Below are 22,706 nucleotides of genomic sequence, written 5' to 3'. Positions count from 1 at the left end.
GCAAAGTTCTGCTTGCAGAGCCGGGAGTCGTTTACATACGCCGCAAGCGATCAAATTCGGCTTGCATTTGTCGCCGCTTGGCTTCCAAACGCCGGCTCTCCAACTTGTCACTGCTGGATAAGTGATTCAAGGCTTCTTGCAAATCATCAATAGCCCTGGGGTAGTTTGCCAGCTGGTAAAAAAAGTCAGAGCGCGCTTCGTAAAAACGGGCATAATCTTCCAGGTTCTGATAAGCCTTGGCAATCAGATCATAGGCCAAAATATTGTCTTCTTTGTAGTGCAGCATGTTTTTCAGCAAATGAATGGCTAATCGATTGCCACCGGCTTTGATGGCGGCATTGGCGTAATTGAGCGTGACCACCTGATTGTTCGGGCGGATCCTGTAATGATGCTCCAGCATTTCGAGGGCGTCATTGGCACGGTTTAAGCCAAGCAGCACGTCGGTATAGACATCCAGGTAATACAGGTTGTATTCGTCTTTTTCCAGCAGCTCCAAAATTAGCTTTTCTGCTTCAGCGTAGCGCTTGGCATCCAGATAGGCGATGGCCAAGCCATATTGGTTAGCCCTTGTGTTGCCGCCTGGTTGTTGCAGCCGCTGCTTGAATATGGTGACAACATCTTCATTTTTATGTTGAAAACGGGCCAGTATTCTGGCTTTAGCCAGGGTATAATCCTGACTGTCAGGTACATAGCGTTTTGGGAAACGCTCGGCTCTCAGGCGGGTATCGGTGACCCTGGCCTGAGACAATGGGTGGGTTTGTAAAAATGCCAGTTGTTGGTTCATAAAGCGGCTGCGCTCACTGAGACGGCGGAAAAAGTCTGGCACTGCATGAGGATCAAAACCGGCATCGGATAAGATTTGCATGCCGATTCGGTCAGCTTCTTGTTCATTACTGCGGGTAAAGTTAATGGCTGCCTGAGCTTGGGCCCCTTGAGTCGCCATCATCGCCGCCATGCCGGCTTCTGGGTTTACTGTCGCCAATACTATGGCACCTAATAGCCCCGCCAGGGTTAAAGGCGCGCGCTGGCTTTGAGCTTCGACAAATCGCGCTATATGCCGCTGAGTGACGTGGGCAATTTCGTGCGCTATAACCGAGGCAAACTCACTCTCACTTTCCGAAATTGCCAGTGTACCCGTGTGGGATGCAATGTGGCCACCCAAGGTAGCAAAAGCGTTGATATTGCGGTCATCTATCCAGTAGAAACGAAACGGAAAACGCACATCATTGGCATTGGCAACCAGTCGGTTACCAAGTGCGTTGATGTATTCATCCAGTAAAGGATCATACGCCATCGGCAGTGATCCTCTCGCCTGGCGCATCAGCACATCACCCAGAATTTTTTCTTTTTCCGGTGTCAAAGTAGAAAAGCCGCTGCCGCCCAGGTCCGGTAGGTTCGGATTGGCATAAGCGCTGATATGAATGCAGCTAAACAGCACAAGCAGACAACTGGTGAGCAGTTGTTTACGCAAGCTTAGCAGCGGGGAAATGCGGCAGGAATCAAATATCATTGGTAGTACAGCCCGTATCGTTGAGACAGCCAATCGCAGCATTAGGCAGCTAAACTGATTTGAAGTTCAGCGCAAAATCAGCAATTATCTTGTCACGGATATCTGGTAATCTACCATACAAATCTGACAGATACAGGGCTTTGCTGTATCTTCTGCTCTGAACTGGTTGATAAGGAGCCAAATGCGATGTTGTCCTGGCTAAAAAAGTGGTATCACCACAAGTTTTCTGATCCTCAGGTTGTGGTGCTTTTTTTGATGCTGTTGCTGGGGTTTTTATCCATTTACTGGCTGGGCCGTATTTTGGCGCCATTGTTGGTGGCCATCGCCTTTGCCTATTTGCTGGAGTGGCCTGTTGCCCGGTTAACAAAGTTGGGTTTATCCCGCACCATCAGTACCAGCCTGGTAGTGTCCACCTTTATTGGCCTCAGTACCATGGTGCTTATGTGGACCATGCCCTTGTTCTGGCACCAGGGCCGTACCTTGCTACGCGATATGCCCCAGATGATAGAGCAGGGCAGGCAATACCTGCTGGAACTACCGGAAGCTTTTCCGGGCGTGATTAGTGCTGAGCAGGTGAATATTTTTATGCAGTCGGTGGATGAACGGCTGATGGCTTTTGGCCGTGATATGTTGTCCTTATCTCTGGCTTCAATTGTCGATCTGGTGGCCTTGATGATTTACCTGATCCTGGTGCCGCTGCTGGTGTTTTTTATGCTAAAAGACAAAGAGTTGCTGATGCAACGCTTTGCTGCCTTACTGCCAACCGAGCGTAAGCTGATTGGCCAGGTTTGGCAGGAAATGAACTTTCAAATCATGAACTACATCCGCGGTAAAATCCTGGAAATCCTGATTGTTGGCGCGGTCAGCTATGCGGTGTTTGCACTGTTTGGCCTTAATTACCCGTTGTTGCTGGGGGTGTTGGTTGGCTTCTCGGTATTGATCCCTTACATCGGCGCCGCAGTGGTGACCCTGCCGATTGCGCTGGTGGCGTTGTTCCAATGGGGCTTTAGCCCGCAATTTGGCTACCTGATGCTGGCTTATGCGGTGATCCAGGCGCTGGATGGCAACTTGCTGGTTCCTTTACTGTTTTCTGAAGTGATTGATTTGCACCCGGTGTACATCATTGTGGCAGTACTGTTTTTCGGTGGCATGTTTGGCTTCTGGGGGATTTTCTTTGCGATTCCGTTGGCCTCTCTGGTTAAAGCCACCATCAACGCCTGGTCAACCCGGGTGCAACCGGCGATGGAAGCTGCGGAGTAGTTGGGTAAGTAACCGGCATTAAAAAGGGCTGCATGACAGCCCTTTGTTTTATCAAAACCAGCAGACTTAATTGCTGGCTGGTTTTAGCTGTAATACCTTGCCATTTGGCTCATCGGTCAGCAGGTAGACAGCGCCATCCGGTCCTTGCCGGACATCTCGCACCCGCATGCCAATATCAATACGCTCTTCGTGCGTCACTTCATTGCCATCCATCACCAACCTGGCAATTAACTGATAACGTAAGGCTCCCACCAACGCATTGCCTTGCCAGTCACTGAACAGCTCACCGGTGTAAAACACCATGCCACTGGGGGCAATGGACGGCGTCCATTGATGCACTGGCTGCTCCATGCCTGCTTTTTCGGTTGGGCCTATATGACCGCCACCGTACTCTTCGCCATAGGTGATCACCGGCCAACCGTAGTTTTTCGCAGCTTCGGTAAGATTCAGCTCATCGCCGCCTTGAGGGCCATGCTCATGAGTCCACAGCTCACGGGTTTGTGGATGCAAGTCGGCGCCTTGAATGTTGCGGTGACCAAAGGACCAGATTTCATCCAGTCCTTCACGACCTACGAAAGGGTTGTTTTGTGGGATAGTACCATCCGGGTAAAGACGAACCACTTTGCCGTGGTGGGTATCCAGCGTTTGCGCATCATGCCGGCGTGAGCCTCGGTCTCCCAGCGTGACAAAGAGGTAACCATCATCGGTAAATACCAGCCGGCTACCAAAATGATGACGGCTACGCATCTTGGGTTGAGCACTGAATATAACTTCCAGTTGTTCCAGTTGCTGGCCATTTAAGCGTGCCCGGGCAACGGCGGTGCTGCTGCCCTCCGGGGTGGGCTCGTTATAGCTGATATAAACCCATTGATTGCTGGCAAATTCCGGGTGCAATGCAACATCCAGCAAGCCACCCTGGCCATCGACCAGAATATCTGGCAGGCCAGCAATGGGGTCACTGATGGTGCCATCCATATCCACGTAGCGTAGGTTGGCAGTACGCTCTGTCACCAGCATGCGGCCATCCGGCAGAAAAGCCATGCCCCAGGGGTGTTGCAGCCCTTCTGCTATGGTATTCAGTTGTATTGGACCATGCTCAGTAGCAATGGTCTGAGCCTGAGCGGTGGTAGCTAACAACAGGGCAGCTACCGAAAAAGAAAGCTTCCGAATAGAATGCATAAAACCTCCATAAAAATAAGAGTGTGCTGATAAGTATGCACAAAGCGCTGGTTCTTGCATGCTGTATCCGACCAAAGCAAGAGCAGACAGGGCAAATGACTTATTGCGTCAGATAATCCAGCACCACCTGATGATGATCCTTGGTCTTGAAGGTATCAAATACATGGGCGATTGTGCCTTTTTCGTCGATCAGGAAGCTGGTACGGTGAATGCCGTCGCTTACCCGTCCCATAAACTGTTTCGGGCCCCAGACACCAAAAGCATCAGCCACGCTGTGATCTTCATCCGCCAGCAAGGTGAAATTAAGCTCTTGCTTACTGGCAAAGTTCAGTAGTTTTTTCGGTGTGTCCGGGCTTAAACCTAGTACCACGACACCGAGCTTCTCGAGTTCAGCTTTGCTATCGCGTAAACCACAAGCCTGCACGGTGCAGCCTGGTGTCGAAGCACGTGGGTAAAAATACACCAGCACTTTCTTACCACGAAAATCTGCCAGGCTGACATTGTGGCCATTCTGGTCTTGCAGCGTAAAATCAGGAGCGGTTTGTCCGGCAGTTAAGGTTTGCATAGAATATCCTTGAGTTGCGACTGATAAATACGTCTGAGTGTAACAGTCTGAGAGGAAGTCTCAAGCTGCTACAGACGAAAGCTGTTATGATACAACGAGTTTCAGTGATTGGATCAGGCCATGGTGCCTGTGGAGTCTTTACGTATGCAAAATAAAGGGTTAGTGCCAGTAGCGGTGGTCACCGGTGGCAGCACCGGCATCGGAGCAGCTGTGGTTGAAAAATTGCTTCAGCAAGGCTATCAGGTGATCAATCTGGATATTCAGCCTGGCCCGGAAGGTGTCTATCAGGCTTGCGATGTCAGTAACGTTGAAGCGGTGCAGCAGGTTATCGCTCAGATAAAAGCTGCGTATGGCCGCATTGATGTACTGGTGTCCAATGCTGGCCGGCATCTGTCGGCTGATATTGAACACACCACAGAGGCGATGCTGGATGAGCTGTTTGCGCTCAATGTGAAAGGAGCTTTTGCCGCAGTGCAGGCAGTTTTGCCGGTGATGAAGCTGCAGCGTGATGGCGTTATTTTGCTGATGGCCTCGGATCAGGCGGTGATCGGCAAGCGCAACTCCTTTGCCTACAACCTGACCAAAGCCGCGCTGGCTTCGATGGCGCGCACTACAGCGCTGGATTACGCAGTCTTTAACATTCGCTGCAATGCCATTTGTCCTGGAACCATCGATACGCCTTTGTACCGGGAGGCCATAGCCCGCTATTGTGCCCAAAGTGGCCGCGATACCAATGAGGTGCACGGTGAAGAAGCGGCTGAGCAGCCTCTTGGCCGTTTAGGCAAACCTGAGGAAGTGGCTGCGCTGGTGGCTTTTTTGGCCAGCCCGGAGGCGGCTTTTATTACCGGCAGCTTGCAGTTGATAGACGGTGGCTATACGGCGCAATGAGTGAGCCTATGATCGACATCATTGATCCCCATGTGCATGTCTGGCAACTAAGTGCTGGTCATTACCACTGGCTGCGCCAGGCTAATCCACCGCACTGGCCTGCCAAAGCACTGTTGCAGAAGGACTTTCTGCCGGCTAAGCTTGCGCTGCAACCACCATTTCGTTTGCATGGCGTAGTTCATATTGAGGCTGGCTTTAATAATCAGCAGCCGGAACAAGAGCTGGCTTGGTTACGCAAACAAGACTGGCCCTGTGCCAATAAAAGCGTGGCTTTTTTGGATTGTGCCGCGCCGCTTGGCCAGGTAGAAAGCCAGTTGCAGGCGTTGTTACCTTATCAACCCGCCGGCGTGCGGCATATCTTTGACGGCAACGACGAGCAGGTGCTGCACCGAACTGAGCTACATACCATCGCAGGCTGGCTCTGCCAGCAGCAACTGCTGATGGAAGTGCAGTGCAATGTGACCAATCCGAAAAACCTGGCTCGGATCACTCAACTGGCTGAGCTTTTTCCGCAGCTGCGACTGGTACTGAATCATGCGGGGTTCGTCAAACCTGAACGCTTCAGTGTCTGGCAACAGGCGCTCAACGCGCTTGGCACATCCCCCAACATTGCAATGAAGCTGTCTGGGTGGGAAATGCTGCACACCGGCGAACGAAGTCCGTTTGATAGCGCCTGGTTTCAACGAGTGTTGAGTGCAGCGCTAGAGCACTTGCCAACAGAGCGCTTGATGCTAGCCAGTAATTTCCCGCTCTGTTTATGGCAAGGTAGTTATCAGCAGCTGTGGCAGGGTTACTTCGACCAGTGTCAGGCGCTTGGGCTAAGCGCAGCCGATTGGCAAGAGTTGAGCCGGTACAGCGCCAGCCGCTGCTATGAATTTGATGCTAAAGGCTGAGCGGTTAAGCCCAGCGCTGTGCGTTTCGATTTGCTCAAACCAAGCACCACCAAACGGTACGATGCTTCCAGGTAATACTGCAGCTCCTCATCCAAAGCACCGCTGGTTTCCGTTTGCTGGATCCATTTCATCCCACGATTGGCAAAATAAGGCGCAGGGAGATAGCCATCTTTGTGGCAGAGGAATTCGTAGTTCAGATCCGAGGTTTTAAAGGTAAAAGCGGGCTGCTTCTCCTTGCTCCAGCCACCAATGGCAAATACCTTACCAGCCACTTTCCAGACATGGGAATTGCCCCACTGCATCACATAGGTGGTTGCTGGCAAAGCGCCGCAGAATTCGTTGAATTCGTCGTAGGTCATGGCTTTATTGGCTTTCGGCTGAACAAGTCATACAGCTAGCTTAGCGATTTTTTTCCAAACCGTACACTGCAGCGTCTTGCTCAGCTTGCTCCAGTATCACCGGGCCGCTGCCGGATGTCCCCAGGGTATCGTCCGGGTTATGGAGCGGGCATGAACTCATGCTGAGGCAGCCGCAACCAATGCAGCCGGTCAGGTTATCGCGCAGTGTTTGCAGGTAGGCAATGCGCCCGTCCAGCAGACGCTGCCAGTTTTTGGAAAGCTGCTGCCAGTCGGCAACGGTGGGGGTGCGGCTTTCAGGTAACGATTGAAAAGCCTGTTTGATTTCTTCCAGGCTTACGCCAACGCGTTGGGCGGCTTTAATCACCGAAATCCGTCGTAACACTTCAGGTTTGTAGCGCCGTTGGTTGCCGGCATTACGCCAGCTGCGGATCAGCCCTTGTTTTTCGTAAAAGTGCAGGGTGCTGATTTTCACCCCACAGCGTTTTGCCACCACCCCAACACTTAAGATCGCCTCTGTCATCGGTTGCTCCTGCATGTCATCGCAATTTTTTTAAAAAAGCTTTACCTCAACCATTGTTGAGGTTTTACCCTGATGGTCGACTGAATGCAAGGAGACTTTTATGCACTTAGAACACGTAAATCTGGTGGTGACTGATATAGATGCCATGTTGAAGTTTTACCGCGCAGCTTTCCCGCACTGGCGCATTCGCGATCAAGGTCGTGGCGAATGGTATGGCAAGCCATGCAACTGGCTGCATTTTGGCGATGATTACCACTATCTGGTGCTGAGCGATCATGGGGAGGGGAGCAACCGTGACCTGACCGGGCACAGCGTTGGCCTAGCGCATTTCGCTTATGTCACCAGCAATTTGGCAGCGGTAATTAAGCGCCTGGAGCAGGCTGGTTTTAGCATCGACTCCCCAGGAGCCGAGGAGCCGTTTCGCAAAAACGCCTACTTTCTCGATCCAGCCGGTTTTGAAGTGGAGTTTGTCGAGTACCTGAGTGATATTCCGGCTGAACGCAATTTAAACCGCGCTAAGCTAGAGGAGGTGCTGTGATGAAGCTAGCAGTCGTTTTTCACTCTGCTTCGGGTACTACCCGGCAGTTGGCACAGGCTGTTGCGGCTGGGGCAGCGACAGAGCCTGGTGCTGATGTGTGTATGGCAGAAATTGTCGGCAGCGATATCGTTGACGGGCGGTTTCAGAACAGCACACTGCTGCAACAATTAAGCGGTGCAGATGCCATTGTCTTTGGCTCGCCTACTTATATGGGCTGTGTATCCGCACAGTTTAAAGCCTTTGCTGATGCAACCAGTGAACTCTGGGCTGAACAGGACTGGGCAGACAAAATTGCGGCTGGTTTTACCATAGGGGCAAATCTTAGTGGCGATCAGCTCAATACCATCCAGTACCTGCAAGTGCTCGCCGGCCAGCATGGCATGCTGTGGACAGGCCTGGATATTCCAGGGGGCTTTTCAACAAAGCTAAGCGATCCGGCAAAGCACAACCGGCTGGGTGCTCAATCAGGCCTGATCGCCCACTCTGCCGATGGGAAAGTCCATAAAACAGACCTGCTCACAGCCTACTATTTGGGTCAGCGAGTTGCCCGGCTCGCTGCGCCTTCAGCAACACCTGGTAAACGCAATGGTAACGCTCGTGTTTTATGCAAGGATCCAGTATGGTACGCCTTTAATCGCGGTGGCTTATAAGCTGGCCTTTTATTGAGCAGGCCAAAGCATAGTGACAGAGGAATTACCACCAGGCGGCAAAAGTTTGTTACCTGGGACTTGGTTTTCAGCCAGCAGAGTATCCTGAGCTCATACCAGCGCTGGCGGGTTGTTATTAATTAATCGTTAAGCCGTCTGAGAGACGGCTGTAAAAAGGAGAGGGTGATGTACCAGGGCAGTTGTCTTTGTGGGGAAGTAACCTTAGAAATACTGGGACCCATCGAGTCCATTATTCATTGTCATTGCAGCAAGTGTCGTAAAAACAGTGGTACCGCTTATGCCACCAATGGCTTTGTCGCGACCAAGGATTTAGTCATTCACAGTGGGCAACAGCGTATTCGTTTTTTTGAGACCTCGCCGGGTAAAAAACGCCATTTTTGTGGCATCTGTGCCTCGCCCATCTACAGCAGCAACGATCAGGTACCCGACAAAGTACGGCTTCGGCTTGGTATTTTAGATTCAGATATTCTTGAACGGCCGCTATCGCACAACTTTGTTTCCTCCCGCGCCAATTGGGATGACTTAGACGCCGAATTACCGCGCTACGATGGCCATGAGCCAGGGCGTTGATGATCAGTCGAGCCAGTATGGCTCGACTGATGGAAGGGGCCGTGTTGACGGGTTAGTCTGTTAAACCTGGTGATTCACGATAAAAGGCTTCAACCTTGCCTTTGACTTTCATCAGCAGAGGTTGGCCGCGACGGTCAACGGCTTTGCCGGCAGCAACTTTCACCCAGCCTTCGCTGATGCAGTATTCTTCCACATCAAAGCGCTCCTTACCGTTTAATCGAATACCGATATCGTGTTCGAATATTTCTTTCACATAATGCGGGCTACGCGGGTTTACGGAAAGACAATCGGGTAATTCCGGGCGTGCTGAGGTATCGGACATGGTTTGGCTCTGTAGCAAATTGGATGTGCGCTATTGTAGGTAAATCGGACATGTTGCTCAAGAGCTACTGTGGCAAAGAGTGAACATGAGCCCCTGGTAGCAATTAGCAAAGACCAGGCAGGCAGTGTGTTTTACTGGCCAGTGTTGAATCATGAAGCTCAACGGCAAAACGGCATGGATGCGACTTGATAACGCCAGAGATGCGATTACCTGGGTTTATTCAGCAAGGCTTTTAAATCAGCAAAAGGGTTATGGGTTGCCGGCGCGATTTTTTGCTCGGTGGTGCCACCATACAGCACAAATTCGTGGAATTTATTGTGTTCATTGTCGTGGCAATAAAGACACAGTAATTCCCAGTTGCTGCCGTCACTGGGGTTGTTGCTGTGGTTGTGATCAATATGATGCACCGTTAGCTCACGCAAATTAGAATACACAAATTCGCGCCCGCAACGGCCACAAATCCAGGGGTACATTTTTAATGCCTTGTCGCGATAGTCTTGCTCTTGCTGCTGATAGCCTTGAGCGCCGCTGCTGGTTTTGCTCATACTGCGTTACTCACTATGTTGTATCTTCAAGCTCGTTTAGAGTTTAGCACTTTCGGTAGTCAATGAGCACTGTACCATACAAGCCAATTTCCGCCTCATGGCTTGGTTCGCGCCAGCTTTCTTGCAAGGCTGCCTGGTACCAGGACTGCATCGCAGGCAGAGCCAGCAGGTGCTTAACATAGGTCAGAGCCTTGTCGCTTAGCAGAAGATCATAGGTTTGCACCCGAAACGCCACCGGCGCAAAAAACGCATCAACCGCAGTAAAATCCTTGCCAGCCAAAAAGGGCCCACCAAATTGCGCTAACCCCTGTTGCCATAGCTCATCCAGCCGTGCCAGCTCTGGCGCCAGTGCCGCAGGTGGGTTATGCAGCTGCGCCCTTACGCCACAGTTCATCGTGCACACATTACGTAAAGTAACAAAACCAGCGTGCATTTCGCTGGCAGCGCAACGGGCATAATTGCGTGCGGTCGCATCCGCTGGCCAGACACCTTCGTGGCGCTCGGCCAGGTATTCGACGATAGCCAATGACTCCCACACCTGGGTATCGCCATCATGCAGGCAAGGTACTTTCGCGGTCGGGGAAAAGCTACGGAAGTTGGCATAGTTGTCGACCTGAAACTGCTGCAGTTGCTCGTTGAATGGGATATTGAGTTGCTGAAGCAGTAACCAGGGCCGCAGTGACCAGGATGAGTAGTTTTTATTAGCAATAAACAATTGATACACAGGCACCTCCTTGCAAAAGGATCATGAGATTACGCTGGCTGGAGAAAGGCTTCAAGCTTGGCGTAGTACTCAATCAAATTAGCAACTGCTGAATAATTCGCCCTTGGTCGACTACTTGCCATCTTGAGGCTGCTGTATCATGCTTGGTTAAACTTAACGCCCTGAAACAAGAGGTGGTTGCATGAATGCGGTCTTTTTAATGCTGATGGGGCTGGGTGCTATGGCACTGGGCTATTTTATGTACTCGAAGTTTATTTGCGAAAAGATCTTTCAGGTCGATCCCAACTTTCGCACTCCGGCGCACGAGCTGCAGGACGGGGTGGATTATGTGCCGACCAACAAATACATTCTGTGGGGCCATCACTTTACCTCGGTGGCTGGTGCTGCACCGATCCTGGGCCCGGCCATTGCGGTGATCTGGGGCTGGGTACCGGCCTTTCTCTGGGTGGTGTTTGGTACTATTTTCTTTGCCGGTGTGCATGATGCCGGCGCCATCTGGGCCAGCAGCCGCAACAAAGCCCGCTCTATTGGCGCTTTAACCGGCGATATTGTCGGCAACCGCGCCCGCAGTATTTTTATGATCGTGATTTTTTTGGTGCTGCTGATGGTCAATGCGGTCTTTGCCGTGGTGATAGCCAATCAGCTGATTAATTTCCCCAGCGCCACCTTGCCGGTGTGGGGCGCTATTGTGGTCGCGCTGATTATTGGCCAGCTGATTTACCGCAAAGTGATAGGCCTGCTGATGGTCACCATCCTGGGTGTTACCGCGCTCTACGGCATGATCTACCTTGGGCCCATGTTGCCGTTTTCCCTGCCAACAGAAACCATGCTGGGCTTAACGGATCGGCAAAGCTGGATCATCCTGTTGTTTGTTTACGCGGCCATAGCGTCCTTATTGCCGGTGTGGGCCTTGCTGCAGCCGCGCGATTACATCAATGGCATTCAGCTCTTTATTGGCCTGGGGTTATTGTATGGCGCTGTGCTGCTGGCCAGCCCGGATGTGGTGGCGCCAGCCTTTAACCGCGAAGTGCCGGCAGGCACGCCCTCGCTGATCCCGCTGTTGTTTGTCACCATTGCCTGCGGCGCGATTTCTGGTTTTCATGGCCTGGTGGCCAGCGGCACTACCTCCAAGCAACTGGATAAAGAGCCGGATCTGCGCTTTGTCGGCTACTTTGGTGCTGTAGGAGAAGGGGCGCTGGCGCTGGCGGCCATTATTGCAGTCAGTGCAGGCTTTGCTACGCTGGCCGACTGGCAAGCGATTTACCACAACTTTGGCCAGGGCGGTGTCGCCGCCTTTACCCGTGGTGGTGCCAACATTCTGGAGCAGGGACTGGGGCTGGATACCGTGATGGCGCAGACGTTGCTTACCGTGATGGTGGTGCTGTTCGCTGGCACCACCATGGATACCGGCCTGCGTTTGCAGCGCTATATTTTCCAGGAATGGGGCAGTATTTACCGCATTGGCTGGATGCAAAAAACGCTGCCTGCCACCTTGCTGGCAGTGGGCTGCTGCCTGTTGCTGGCCTTTGGTGCCGGTGGTGATGGTGCTGGTGGCATGCTGATTTGGCCACTCTTTGGCACCACCAATCAGTTGCTGGCGAGGTTAACCCTGCTGGTGATCACCGTGATGCTGGTCAAATTAGGCCGGCCGATGTGGTACACCCTGGCGCCTTTGCTGTTTTTACTTTGCATGACCACCTTGGGGCTGTTAATCCAACTTAAAACCTTTTACGACAACGGCGACTGGTTCCTGTTTACGCTGGATATTGTGATTTTGGCGGCCGCTATTCTGGTGATCCTGGAAGCCAGTTCGGCCTTAACCAAACAAATCAAAGCCAATAAAGTGGTGGTACCCGAGCCATGAAACTGGATACCATTAAAGCCTGGTTCCGCCAGGCCAGCTTTTATGCCGAAGAAGCCTACAACGCGCCTTACCGCTCGGCCATTGCCAGAGCGCAGCGTGAGCAGGACGATCTTTTTATGCTGCTGGTGTTCTCGGAAATGATGGGCGTGCCGAATCCGGCCAGTTACTACACACTGGAGCTGCAACCCTTGTTGCTGGAGCGCTTTCATGACTGGCATCAGCGCATGGGCATGGAGCACTCACCGCTGGATCAGTTCCGATGCTGTTAAAAGACAGACGGTTATTGCTGGTTGGCGGCAAAGGCGGGGTGGGCAAAACCACCGTCTCATCGGCCTTAGCGGTACTGGCCAGTCAGCGCGGCCAGAAGGTATTGCTGGTATCGACCGATCCGGCGCACAGCCTGGCCGATGCCTTTGGCCGGGCGCCGATAGGGGATAGCATTACCCGGCTGGCTCCCAATCTGGATGGGCTGGAGTTGGATCCGGACCGCGAAGTGGAGCAACATCTGGCCAACGTCAGTGCCCAGCTAAAGCGCTATACCCGCCCTGAAATGTTTGCTGAAATTGAGCGGCAGATGCGGCTAACCCGCCAATCGCCCGGTGCCCAGGAAGCTGCCATGCTGGAGCGGATTGCTAAGGTGATCGAACGTGGCCTGAGCGACTACGATCTGCTGATTTTTGATACCGCACCAACCGGCCATACGCTGCGCTTGCTTAGCTTGCCCGAAGCCATGGCCGCCTGGACGCAAGGCTTATTGCAGGCCAATCAACGCTCAAAAAAGCTCGGCGATGTGCTGGGCCATTTAACCCCCAAAGCCGGCCGTGACCTCGATAATCCGCTGGGCGACCCCAATGAGCATGCCACTGCCGGTATGGATGAGCGCAACAAAGCCATTACCGAAACCTTGCTGGCGCGTCAGCGTTTGCTGCAACGCACCCGCGAAGTATTGCTCGATAGCAAGCTAACAGCGCTGTTGTTTGTGCTAACCCCGGAAAAACTGCCCATTCTGGAAACCGCGCGGGCGGTAAAAAGCCTGCAGCAGGAAAAGCTGCCGCTGGCCGGCTTAGTGGTCAACCGGGTGTTGCCCCAAAGCGCCGATGGTGCCTTTCTGGCGAAACGGCGTGAGCAGGAGCAGCAGCACCTGGCGCAAATCGCCACTGAATTTGCCAAACTGCCGCGTTACCAGTTGCCATTGCAAGCCACCGATATTCAGGGCCTGGAGGCATTGCAGCAGATGTCAGCTTTATTGGCTGAGGCCGGGTTTTAGCAGACGCCTTTCTGGTATACCATAGCCATACTTACTTGAAATCCTTAAGGATCCCCATGGAATACTATGTTCCGATAAAGCATTTGCATATGCTGTTTGCCTACCTGACAGCGCTGCTGTTTATCGTGCGCTTAGTGCTGGATGCGGTGGGTAAGCCCGGCTGGCGGCAAACGCCGCTGCGCTTTATCCCCCATATCAACGATAGTTTGCTGCTGTTGTTTGCGCTGACACTCTGGTTTATCGGTCCCTGGCAGTTGTTTGCTCATGGTTGGCTGGGGCTGAAAATTGTGCTGCTGTTTGGCTACATAGCGGCGGGTATGGTGGCACTTAAGCAAAGCAAACCCAAAGGGATGCGCATTGGCTTTGCTGTGCTGGCGCTGGTCTTACTGGCAGCTATTTTCCACCTGGCTACCGCGAAGCCCTTGCTGTTTGGTTAAACTGTTGTTTGGCAAAACCGGGTGGAGTTTGCGACGAAACCTGAGCACGGCTGCTTTGCTATACTGCCTTAGTATCAAAGGCTGACAAGGAGTTTAGGATGCACAGAGGCAATCAATCCTGGCTGAGACTGTTGTTGCAACTGATCGGATTATTGCTGGTGTCTGGCATCGCTTACCTGAGCGTGGGCGCTTTTCTCGACCCGTCGCAAAGTACACATGCCATGCTAAGCTCGGTGGTCTGGGCCACCTTTGGCCCACATTTAGTGCTGTTGGCCGCGTTTGTCTTTGTGGCTGGCGTCGTAGCCTGCCGCAAAAAGCCTGCCTGGTTGTCTGGTGCGCTGCTGGCTGTCTCTGTGGCTGCCCTGGCTGGTTCCAGCTACATTACGGTCAGCATTATCACAGCGGTTGAGCGGGCCGGTGGCACTATAAACATGTTGGCCAGTCTGCATTTGCAGTCCATGCAAGCAGGGGGACCGGATGAATGGGTTCAGCTGCCGGGACAGGACCAGGAAGCAGCCCGAATCGCCATCTACCGGCCTGCGCAGGATACGCTGGCACCGGTGCTGGTTTACATTCACGGTGGTGGCTTTAAAGCTGGCAGCATCACAGAAACAGATCGTGATTTACGCTGGTTTGCTGATAGGGGCTGGCTGGTATTCAGCCTTGGCTATCGGCTATGGACCGAACAACAAGCTACCTGGCAGCTGGCACCGCAGGATGTTTACTGTGCCTCGGTCTGGGTGCAAGCCAATGCCAGCCGTTATGGCGGTGATACCACAGCGGTGGCCGTACTGGGAGATTCTGCCGGAGGTAATCTGGCGCTGAATCTGGCTTATCAGGGAGCACCTGGTGAGCTGGCTGCTGCCTGTCCCGGGCCAGCGCTGCAAGCTGCAGCTGTAGTGGTGCAGTACCCGGCGGTGGATCCTTTGGCGATTTATCAGCATGGTTATCCGGTACCAGGCTTTGAGCCAACCATGTTGGTAGCCGGCTATCTGGGTGGCGATCCCTATCAGTATCCACAGCGGGTCGCTGCGGTCAGTTCATACAGCTATCTTCATGCTGAAGCCCCTGCAACGCTGATCTTCGCTCCGGAGAAAGATGGACTGGTGCCATCCTGGTCGGTGTACCGTTTTGCCGATTATGCTCGGCTGGCTGGGGTGGAGGTGGAGCTGGTTCGTATCCCCTTTGCCAGCCATATCTACAATCAGATGGCCGCCAACTCGCTGGGCAATCAGGCCCGCTTAAGCATTACCAAGCGCTTTTTGCAGCAGCAGGGCCTGGCGCCGTTGCCCGCAGAGTAGAGGTTGTGCTTTATGCTGAGCTGGCCACTACCTGATTCCGGCCACTTTGCTTGGCTTGATACAGCGCTTTATCCGCCCGGGCAAAAACTTCATCAAAGTACTCGGTTTGCGCCGGGTTCAGGCTGGTAACACCAATGCTGGCACTGGTAGCAATGCCTTCCGGCTTTAACTGCTGCAGCCGTTCACACAACTGCTGTGCTTTGGCGGTAGCATCGGTTAAGTCGCATTGATGCAGCAGCACCACAAATTCTTCACCGCCAAAGCGGGCAATGCAATCCTGTTCGCTGAACTGCTCGCGCAAGGCTTCGGCAAGACGTTTCAACACTTTGTCGCCAATATGATGGCCGTGCTGATCGTTTACTTGCTTAAAGTGGTCGATATCAATCACCAGCAGGGACAGCGGTAGTTGCTGCTTGTTGGCTTCGGCAAAACGGCGTTTGGCCACTTCCCCCATAAAGTGGCGGTTGTACAGGCCGGTTAAATGGTCCTTGGTGGCCAGTTCCAATAAACGTTGACGCTCACGGGTAAGCTGGTCGACCAGCCGGTTGGCGGAAATCAGGTTATTGATGCGTGCAAACAACTCTTCATCCAGCACTGGCTTCGAGATGTAATCGTTGGCGCCGGATTGCAGTGCCAGAATACGACGGTTCACGCTTTCCAGGCTGGTAACGGCGAGGATAGGTGTTTGCTGAAAACGAACTTCTGAACGCAGCTGCTTAATAAAATCGATGCCGGTTTCATTATCCTGCAGCACGATGTCGGTCATGATCAGCTCGTATTTGTTGTGCTGCAGCAGCTCCAGAGCCTGCTGGATGGAAAAAGCATGATCCATCGAAAGCCCCAACCGCTTCAGTTTGGCATCGGTGGCCTTGGCAACGGTTAAGCTGTCTTCCAAATACAGGGCCTTGCCACTGATGTTGTAGCGAAAGGGGCCGAGCGGGATCAACGCATGCAAGGCTTCTTCCAGTCGTGGCAGATCGTCTTTGCGAACAATATCGGTGGCACCGGCCGCTAAAGCCGAGGACAACAGCTCCGGGTTCGATTCGGAAGTGACAATAAAAATCGGTAGCGCTTTGGCTTGCCCTTCCGAGCGTACGTGTTGGCAGAACTCAATACCGGTCAGATCGGCCAGATACATGGCAACACAAACAAACTGAAAGGAGTGCTCACGCATGGCCCGAAAGCCTGCTGTAGCCGTATCGACAAAGGTGATATCGAAGTCGTAGCTTTCCAGCATGCGCGACAAGATGCGCTGGTAAGTCGGGCTGGGCTCGATAATCAGGGCGCGCATAATAATCCTTCGGCTAATGGTATGCTTTAAGTCTAACTCAGAATGGCCTGTGGTAAAAAGAAAGTTGCCAGCTTTTCGACATCACTACAGATGACGAACTACAAAAAATTCTCTCGGCTCAGGGGACTGTTTTAGTCGATTTTTGGGCTCAATGGTGCGGGCCTTGCCTGTTAATGAACAAGGCTGTTATCGGCCTGGCGGAAGAATATGCTGGTAAAGTGACTGTTGTGAAAGTCGATGTTTCCTTGAATGCTAAACTAAGTAAGTTATATGCTGTAAAAGGTTTGCCGACAGTAATAGTCTTTAAAAAAGGTACTGAAGCTATTAGAAAGAGTGGTGCTTTGACCAAAAACCAATTGGTAGAGCTCGTTCAGTAGCCAGGGTGTAAGCTGGCAAGATCCTGAGGTAGCCTTAATTGTAGTGAGCTTTAGAATCGGAGCTCTTGCGGCAGAACGATAGTAAGCTGAACGCCGGCTATCTCCTCTTGATCGCCAACCCAGTGCTGTACAGACTGCACCGTAACGCTGTACTCTTTGATTCGATGTATTCTACCCCTTCAATGTTCGCCTTTCATCATCTGGTTCATGCACCATCTCTCTGGCTTTGCAGTAAAGCTACTGCCAAAAGAAGCGAGGGCACTATGAAGACATTTCATATGGCCCATGAAATAACACCATTTTTCTTCATCCCAACTTGCGCGTATAACACATCTATGGTTGCCATTTGGATGTCCAGACGCCTAACGCTGGTGTCCGATGCAATGGCAGCGAACACGTGCAAGCAACAAGGTTTGCAGGTAGCAAACCGGCAGCATGGGTAGCAGACAACTGGGTGCAGAAAACTATGAATTACATTACATTTAACATTAAACGCCTTCGTTTTGACGAGCATTACCAGCCAGCGGACAATACGCGTATTACCACCAACTTTGCGAATCTTGCCAGGGGCGCCAGCCGTCAGCAGAATTTGCGCAAAACCTTAGCCATGATCGACCGGCGTTTTAATGCACTGGCGCCCTGGGATAACCCAACGGCAGATCGTTATGCGGTGCAGCTGGACATTATTTCTGTCGATATCCACATCGCAGGAAAAAGCGATGCGTTCCCGGCCATCGAAGTGCTGAAAACCAGCATCATAGACCGTACAACCAAGCAACGGATTGACGGCATTGTTGGCAATAACTTTTCGTCTTATGTGCGGGATTATGATTTCAGTGTGGTGCTACCGGAGCACAACAAAAACAAGCCCAACTTCAGCATTCCGCCAAACTTTGGCGATTTGCACGGCAAGCTGTTTCAATGCTTTGTGAGTTCCAGGGAATACCAGCAACACTTTCGCAAGCCGCCGGTGATTTGCCTGAGTGTGTCCGATAACAAAACCTATCAGCGTACCGGCAATCAGCACCCGGTGTTGGGAATTGAATATCAGCCCGATGACAGCTCGCTCACCGAGCAGTACTTCAAAAAGATGGGTTTGAATGTGCGCTACTTTATGCCGGCTCAAAGCGCCGCGCCACTGGCGTTTTATTTCTTTGGTGATTTGCTCAATGATTACAGCAATCTGGAGCTGATCGGCACCATCAGCACCATGGAAACCTTTCAGAAAATATACCGGCCAGAGATTTACAATGCCCATATCGCGGCAGGGAACCGCTATCAACCCAATTTGAACAACCCGGACCATGCGCCAACCGACATCGTTTACGACCGGGAGGAGCGCAGCCGGCTGGCGGTGGAGCAGGGCAGGTTTGCCCAGGAGCATTTTATCAGGCCGCATCAGCGCCTGCTGGAGCAATGGGCTGCACAGTACCTTTCACCTGAAACGTTTTTAACCGAAGAGCGGGCGATCGCATAATGAAAAAATTACTCCCCACCTCCACGGCCGGCAGCTTGCCCAAACCATCCTGGCTGGCTGAGCCTGAAACGCTGTGGTCGCCCTGGAAATTGCAGGGCCAGGAATTAACCGATGGCAAACAAGACGCGCTGCGTGTGGCGCTGCACGAGCAGCAACAGGCAGGCCTGGATATTGTTAGTGACGGCGAGCAATCGCGCCAACACTTTGTCACCACCTTTATTGAGCACCTGGATGGCGTGGACTTTGCCAAACGCGAAATCATGCGCATTCGTAATCGCTACGAAGCCAGCGTGCCCTCGGTGGTCGGCGCGGTCAGCCGGCAAAAACCGGTGTTTGTCGAGGATGCCCGCTTTTTGCGTCAGCAAACCAAGCAACCGATCAAGTGGGCGCTGCCAGGCCCAATGACCATGATAGATACGCTCTACGATGGCCATTACAAAAGCCGCGAACAGCTGGCCTTTGAGTTTGCCAAAATTCTCAATCAGGAGGCCAAAGAGCTGGTGGCGGCCGGGGTGGATATTATTCAGTTCGACGAGCCGGCCTTTAATGTGTTTTTCGACGAAGTGAATGACTGGGGCATGGCTGCCTTAGAGCAGGCGATAGCCGGCCTTGACTGCGAAACCGTTGTGCATATTTGCTATGGTTATGGCATCAAGGCCAATACCGACTGGAAGCAAACCCTGGGCTCGGAATGGCGGCAGTACGAGGCTGTATTTCCAAAGCTCCGGGAGTCCTCCATCGATATCATCTCACTGGAGTGCCACAACTCCCGGGTGCCGATGGACTTGCTGGAGCTGATTCGCGGCAAAAAAGTGATGGTAGGGGCCATTGACGTCGCCAACCACAGCATTGAAACCCCACAGGAGGTCGCCGCCACACTGCGCCAGGCGCTGCAGTTTGTTGATGCCGACAAGCTCTATCCATGCACCAACTGCGGCATGGCGCCGCTACCGCGCCAGATAGCACGTGGCAAACTGCAGGCCTTAACGGCAGGGGCAGACATAGTGCGTGGAGAGCTCGACATCCGCTGAGCACCACGCCTTGATTGCCAGCAAGGCTGTTTGGCCGATATAGTGTGCCGATAGTGGTGAGTAGGGTGCCTTTACCCAGCGAGGCCTGAATGCATAAACTGTGTGAACAAATGACGCTGTGCCTGGCGGTTATTCTAATTATTACTGGATGCGGTAGTACAACGGTGAATCAGCCAGCGGCGGACACGGAGCCACAGCTGTTGCGGTTGGATTATCAAAGCAGTATCGACGATCGCAGACGCCAGTATTTCGTTTACTTACCGGCTGGCTATCAACAAAACAGCGTGAAGAAGTGGCCGTTGCTGCTTTTTTTGCACGGCAACGGTGAGCGTGGCAATGGTCTGGATGAGCTGGATTACACCTTAATTCATGGCCCCCTGTATGAAGCCTGGGTGCAAAAACGCGAACTGCCTTTTATTATCGTCGTGCCGCAGCTGCATATGTTTGATATGGGTACCTTACCTTATATCGCCAATCGTTCGCCTGCTGATATCCCGCAGCGTTTGCCTGATGGCGTACCACCACGGCAGGATATGTTTCCATCGACCAGGTCAATTGCGCCCGCCGCGGTCGTAACGGATATGAGTACAGTGCCAGCGTTGCTGCCAAATGGCTGGGAGAGAGCAGAGCAAGATCTGCTGCACATACTGCAACAAGTGCAGGCTAATTTCCAAACTGACCCCTCACGTCTCTATTTAACCGGCATCAGTTATGGCGGCTTTGGCAGTTGGTTTATGGCCAGTCAACACCCGCAGTTATTTGCCGCTGTTGCCCCGGTGGTCGGTTGGGGCCACCCGGATTTAATGCCGCCTATCGCACAAGCGCAAACCCCGCTGTGGGTGTTTGCCGCCGGGCGTGATTCAGCCATTAATAAAGACTACTTTTATCCCGGTATGGAAACCCTGCGCCAGCTTGGTCACAACAACGTCCGCTTTAGTATGTTAGAGCAGGCCGAACATGACGCCTGGCGCCAGGTGTATGCCGGCCAGGATGTATACAACTGGCTACTGCAGCAGCAATGGCCACCAGAACATCCGGCTGAGCAAGAATAGCCTTGAAAAGGCCGGGAATATGGAGCTCATGATAACCGACGGGCTTTAAAGTCAACCAGAAGGAGTTCAGATGTCATTGATAGCGACAACCCCGAAGCCACCTTATTATGCCGTCATTTTTACCTCACTGCGCACAGAGGGGGACCATGGTTATGCAGACATGGCAGACAAGTTGATTCAGCTTGCATCCGAGCAACCGGGTTTTATTGGCATAGAATCGGCCAGGGAAGAAGTAGGCATCACGGTGTCGTATTGGCGGGATCTGGAGTCGATAAAGCAATGGAAAGCCAATGCAGAGCACTTAGTAGCCCAGAAACTGGGTCGCGAGCAATGGTATAGCAGCTTTAAGACAAGGATTGCCAAAGTTGAACGCGATTATGGTATTTAGCCGTGAAAGCGGATAGTGGTATAAGCCTGTTACAGAGTATAGACTTCTTGCAGGGCTAATTTATGGGGTATTTATGTTGCCTACCACTGAGCTGATTGAATCTGAGGCACTTACGCTCCCTGTTTCAGAACGTGCAGAACTGATTGTGCATCTGCAGGACAGTCTGGAACCCCACCCGAAGGCTGTTCCTGCTCAAGTTGAAAAAGCCTGGTTGAATGAGGCCAATCGGCGATATCAGTCCTACCTGCAAGGAGAGGAGGAATCCTATTCTGCTGACGAGGTGTTTGCTGACTTAAGGGCGGATGACGATTCAAGCCTATTCGCTAGGAGAAGCGGAAAAGTATGTGCTAGTTTTGGCAGTATTTCATCCGAGTCGGGAACCTGAAAAATGGCATCTGCGAGTCCGCACATAGCTTGTCGCTATAAAGCTTGAGGCTTACCGTTTCTGGAAAGTCATTTATGGAAAGGGCTAGTGGTGCTCAAAGCGACGCTGAGTAATATGATGAGCTAAATGGTCAAAGTCAAGACTTGACCCTGACCCCTCTGACCTTATCCGCATCCTGCGGGTGCTTCATGCTACCCAACAATGGCCACCTGCCCCTGAATAACCACGACCTATTTAGGTTAAAGACTTAGTAGAGCTCAAAACGACACTGAGGAATTTGATGAGCTAAATGGTCAAAGTCAAGACTTGACCCCTTTGGCTTGCTCTGAATTTTAATTTTCGGTATATAGTCACTATACTATCTGTTTACTCTAGGTCACTTACTGATGGAAAAGTCGCATCAACAAGCATTCAGCTATAGTGCTGCTGCCATCGTCATGGCAACCAACTACATGATATTTCAACGGGCAGGTTACCCATTGAACATAGGCATCGACTTGCTGCTGCTATGCCTTCCGCTCTGTTACTGGAGCGCTGTCCACTTTGTGCTTGGTAATCAATTCAGCTGTCGTCTGGTTGTCCTTTCGATAGGTACCTTGATGCTGCTTGGTTGGCTCAGCCTGTTCTTGCTAAACACTCTTTCCGGCTCTTTAATCTTGGTGGGGCCGGTTGTATTATTCGGCTATGTACTGCTCCTGGTTGGTCTGATGTGCAGTTATCACTTTGTTGATTTTTATCTGGTGAATAAGTCCTGACTCACAGGGGGGAGCATGGATGATCAATAATTGAGCTAAGCAACAGCAAGTAACTTAACTGAGACTCAAGCTGGCACTAGTAAGTCACCGCATTGAGTTCCCTTCGTTTAGTGATCTACTGTTTGGAACAGTTATTTAGAAACACTAATCGCTCAGAATGAGAGCCGTTTGTGTTTAGAAAACTTTCGTGTTTTTGACCAGTTGTAATTTCATCGCTCTTTTCATAGGCCTCCTGAATGAAGGTGCCTCGCAGGGGTTGCCGTCAATGGCTACCACTTAGCCGTCAGTGAGTTTGGTGCAGGCTTGTATCCAGTCGGCTTTCACCAAAATCCTCAATGTCTTTCCTGCCTTCACAGCTAGCGATAACCGTACAAAATGTTTAAAAATCACATCAAATAAATGGTAAACCACTTTTGCTGATTGCCTTGGGTCTTCTCATTCTGAGAAATGTTAAGCAAAAAGGATGTAAGGGGTCAAGTCTTGACTATTGCGAACTTGGTTTGGTTAGACTGAATTTGAACCAGAGTTTGAGGGGCAAAT

The 22,706-nt window shown here is 52.1% G+C and carries 27 protein-coding genes; 18 read left to right on the top strand and 9 right to left on the bottom strand.

The window, feature by feature from the left end; genetic code table 11:
* Nucleotides 1-31 precede the first annotated feature (31 nt).
* Nucleotides 32-1,471: a beta-barrel assembly-enhancing protease gene (gene bepA / locus BLW37_RS05065; RefSeq protein WP_245785619.1), complete on the bottom strand. Its 1,440-nt coding sequence runs from the start codon at nt 1,469-1,471 to the stop codon at nt 32-34.
* A gap of 225 nt (nt 1,472-1,696) precedes the next feature.
* Here bepA and BLW37_RS05060 point away from each other — a divergent pair, with 225 nt between their 5' ends.
* On the top strand, nt 1,697-2,770 hold the full coding sequence (locus BLW37_RS05060; RefSeq protein WP_091340504.1) for an AI-2E family transporter: 1,074 nt from the start codon (nt 1,697-1,699) through the stop codon (nt 2,768-2,770).
* A gap of 66 nt (nt 2,771-2,836) precedes the next feature.
* Here the strand turns inward: BLW37_RS05060 and BLW37_RS05055 are convergent, their stop codons facing one another.
* Together BLW37_RS05055 and bcp are read right to left on the bottom strand one after the other, a co-directional pair.
* Complete coding sequence (locus BLW37_RS05055; RefSeq protein ID WP_091340501.1) at nt 2,837-3,949, bottom strand: PQQ-dependent sugar dehydrogenase; 1,113 nt, start codon at nt 3,947-3,949, stop codon at nt 2,837-2,839.
* 100 nt (nt 3,950-4,049) lie between these two features.
* The gene (gene bcp, locus BLW37_RS05050; RefSeq protein WP_091340498.1) at nt 4,050-4,514 is read right to left on the bottom strand and encodes a thioredoxin-dependent thiol peroxidase; all 465 of its coding nucleotides are present in this window, start codon (nt 4,512-4,514) and stop codon (nt 4,050-4,052) included.
* Nucleotides 4,515-4,658: 144 nt separating this feature from the next.
* On the opposite strand from bcp, the gene BLW37_RS05045 reads away from it, so the two are divergent.
* Both BLW37_RS05045 and BLW37_RS05040 read left to right on the top strand, forming a co-directional pair.
* Nucleotides 4,659-5,402, top strand: coding sequence for an SDR family NAD(P)-dependent oxidoreductase (locus BLW37_RS05045; protein WP_091341078.1), 744 nt, complete (start codon nt 4,659-4,661; stop codon nt 5,400-5,402).
* 8 nt (nt 5,403-5,410) lie between these two features.
* A complete protein-coding gene (locus BLW37_RS05040) occupies nt 5,411-6,295 on the top strand; it encodes an amidohydrolase family protein (protein ID WP_171907551.1) in 885 nt (294 codons plus the stop codon).
* Here BLW37_RS05040 and BLW37_RS05035 read toward each other — a convergent pair.
* Nucleotides 6,271-6,654: an MmcQ/YjbR family DNA-binding protein gene (locus BLW37_RS05035; RefSeq protein WP_091340492.1), complete on the bottom strand. Its 384-nt coding sequence runs from the start codon at nt 6,652-6,654 to the stop codon at nt 6,271-6,273. The two genes, BLW37_RS05040 and BLW37_RS05035, sit on opposite strands and share 25 nt — an antisense overlap.
* A 40-nt stretch (nt 6,655-6,694) precedes the next feature.
* Nucleotides 6,695-7,174 (bottom strand): redox-sensitive transcriptional activator SoxR, encoded by a 480-nt coding sequence (soxR, locus tag BLW37_RS05030; RefSeq protein WP_091340489.1) that lies wholly within the window; start codon nt 7,172-7,174, stop codon nt 6,695-6,697.
* A gap of 100 nt (nt 7,175-7,274) precedes the next feature.
* On the opposite strand from soxR, the gene BLW37_RS05025 reads away from it, so the two are divergent.
* From BLW37_RS05025 to BLW37_RS05015, 3 genes are all read left to right on the top strand, one after another.
* A complete protein-coding gene (locus BLW37_RS05025) occupies nt 7,275-7,712 on the top strand; it encodes a VOC family protein (RefSeq protein WP_091340486.1) in 438 nt (145 codons plus the stop codon).
* On the top strand, nt 7,712-8,362 hold the full coding sequence (locus BLW37_RS05020; RefSeq protein WP_425426600.1) for a flavodoxin family protein: 651 nt from the start codon (nt 7,712-7,714) through the stop codon (nt 8,360-8,362). Before BLW37_RS05025 ends, BLW37_RS05020 begins: the two co-directional genes overlap by 1 nt.
* A gap of 183 nt (nt 8,363-8,545) precedes the next feature.
* Complete coding sequence (locus tag BLW37_RS05015) at nt 8,546-8,950, top strand: GFA family protein (protein WP_171907550.1); 405 nt, start codon at nt 8,546-8,548, stop codon at nt 8,948-8,950.
* A 52-nt stretch (nt 8,951-9,002) separates the two neighbouring features.
* Here the strand turns inward: BLW37_RS05015 and BLW37_RS05010 are convergent, their stop codons facing one another.
* The 3 genes from BLW37_RS05010 to BLW37_RS05000 all read right to left on the bottom strand — a co-directional run bounded on the left by BLW37_RS05010 (nt 9,003) and on the right by BLW37_RS05000 (nt 10,541).
* Nucleotides 9,003-9,272, bottom strand: a complete 270-nt coding sequence (locus BLW37_RS05010) for a DUF3297 family protein (RefSeq protein ID WP_091340478.1) — start codon at nt 9,270-9,272, stop codon at nt 9,003-9,005.
* Between the two features lie 206 nt (nt 9,273-9,478).
* Nucleotides 9,479-9,817: a YajD family HNH nuclease gene (locus BLW37_RS05005; protein WP_091340475.1), complete on the bottom strand. Its 339-nt coding sequence runs from the start codon at nt 9,815-9,817 to the stop codon at nt 9,479-9,481.
* 43 nt (nt 9,818-9,860) lie between these two features.
* Entirely contained in the window at nt 9,861-10,541 is a 681-nt protein-coding gene (locus BLW37_RS05000; RefSeq protein ID WP_091340473.1) for a glutathione S-transferase family protein, read from the bottom strand.
* A gap of 181 nt (nt 10,542-10,722) precedes the next feature.
* Here BLW37_RS05000 and BLW37_RS04995 point away from each other — a divergent pair, with 181 nt between their 5' ends.
* The 5 genes from BLW37_RS04995 (at nt 10,723) to BLW37_RS04975 (ending at nt 15,410) form a co-directional block, all read left to right on the top strand.
* Nucleotides 10,723-12,405, top strand: a complete 1,683-nt coding sequence (locus BLW37_RS04995) for a carbon starvation CstA family protein (RefSeq protein WP_091340471.1) — start codon at nt 10,723-10,725, stop codon at nt 12,403-12,405.
* Nucleotides 12,402-12,674 carry a cory-CC-star protein gene (locus BLW37_RS04990; RefSeq protein WP_091340467.1) on the top strand — a complete coding sequence of 91 codons (273 nt, stop codon included), beginning with the start codon at nt 12,402-12,404 and terminating at the stop codon, nt 12,672-12,674. Before BLW37_RS04995 ends, BLW37_RS04990 begins: the two co-directional genes overlap by 4 nt.
* Nucleotides 12,665-13,672, top strand: coding sequence for an ArsA family ATPase (locus BLW37_RS04985; RefSeq protein ID WP_091340464.1), 1,008 nt, complete (start codon nt 12,665-12,667; stop codon nt 13,670-13,672). Before BLW37_RS04990 ends, BLW37_RS04985 begins: the two co-directional genes overlap by 10 nt.
* A gap of 56 nt (nt 13,673-13,728) precedes the next feature.
* Nucleotides 13,729-14,109 (top strand): SirB2 family protein, encoded by a 381-nt coding sequence (locus BLW37_RS04980; protein ID WP_091340461.1) that lies wholly within the window; start codon nt 13,729-13,731, stop codon nt 14,107-14,109.
* Nucleotides 14,110-14,207: 98 nt separating this feature from the next.
* The gene (locus tag BLW37_RS04975; RefSeq protein WP_091340458.1) at nt 14,208-15,410 is read left to right on the top strand and encodes an alpha/beta hydrolase; all 1,203 of its coding nucleotides are present in this window, start codon (nt 14,208-14,210) and stop codon (nt 15,408-15,410) included.
* 10 nt (nt 15,411-15,420) lie between these two features.
* Here the strand turns inward: BLW37_RS04975 and BLW37_RS04970 are convergent, their stop codons facing one another.
* A complete protein-coding gene (locus tag BLW37_RS04970) occupies nt 15,421-16,701 on the bottom strand; it encodes a response regulator (RefSeq protein ID WP_091340455.1) in 1,281 nt (426 codons plus the stop codon).
* A gap of 80 nt (nt 16,702-16,781) precedes the next feature.
* Here BLW37_RS04970 and BLW37_RS04965 point away from each other — a divergent pair, with 80 nt between their 5' ends.
* The 7 genes from BLW37_RS04965 to BLW37_RS04935 all read left to right on the top strand — a co-directional run bounded on the left by BLW37_RS04965 (nt 16,782) and on the right by BLW37_RS04935 (nt 22,166).
* On the top strand, nt 16,782-17,078 hold the full coding sequence (locus BLW37_RS04965; RefSeq protein ID WP_091340453.1) for a thioredoxin family protein: 297 nt from the start codon (nt 16,782-16,784) through the stop codon (nt 17,076-17,078).
* A gap of 466 nt (nt 17,079-17,544) precedes the next feature.
* Entirely contained in the window at nt 17,545-18,555 is a 1,011-nt protein-coding gene (locus BLW37_RS04960; protein WP_091340450.1) for a DUF1852 domain-containing protein, read from the top strand.
* A complete protein-coding gene (locus BLW37_RS04955) occupies nt 18,555-19,586 on the top strand; it encodes a methionine synthase (RefSeq protein WP_091340447.1) in 1,032 nt (343 codons plus the stop codon). The genes BLW37_RS04960 and BLW37_RS04955 overlap by 1 nt, the downstream gene beginning before the upstream one ends.
* Before the next feature lie 89 nt (nt 19,587-19,675).
* Nucleotides 19,676-20,638, top strand: a complete 963-nt coding sequence (locus tag BLW37_RS04950) for a carboxylesterase family protein (protein ID WP_171907549.1) — start codon at nt 19,676-19,678, stop codon at nt 20,636-20,638.
* 70 nt (nt 20,639-20,708) lie between these two features.
* Entirely contained in the window at nt 20,709-21,026 is a 318-nt protein-coding gene (locus BLW37_RS04945; RefSeq protein ID WP_091340445.1) for an antibiotic biosynthesis monooxygenase family protein, read from the top strand.
* Nucleotides 21,027-21,099: 73 nt separating this feature from the next.
* The gene (locus BLW37_RS04940) at nt 21,100-21,411 is read left to right on the top strand and encodes an addiction module protein (protein WP_091340442.1); all 312 of its coding nucleotides are present in this window, start codon (nt 21,100-21,102) and stop codon (nt 21,409-21,411) included.
* Nucleotides 21,412-21,797: 386 nt separating this feature from the next.
* The gene (locus BLW37_RS04935) at nt 21,798-22,166 is read left to right on the top strand and encodes a hypothetical protein (protein ID WP_091340440.1); all 369 of its coding nucleotides are present in this window, start codon (nt 21,798-21,800) and stop codon (nt 22,164-22,166) included.
* Nucleotides 22,167-22,706: the final 540 nt, after the last annotated feature.

The organism is Alkalimonas amylolytica (genome assembly GCF_900107845.1).
Taxonomy (GTDB): domain Bacteria; phylum Pseudomonadota; class Gammaproteobacteria; order Enterobacterales; family Alteromonadaceae; genus Alkalimonas; species Alkalimonas amylolytica.
This window is presented reverse-complemented; position numbering and strand designations above follow the sequence as displayed.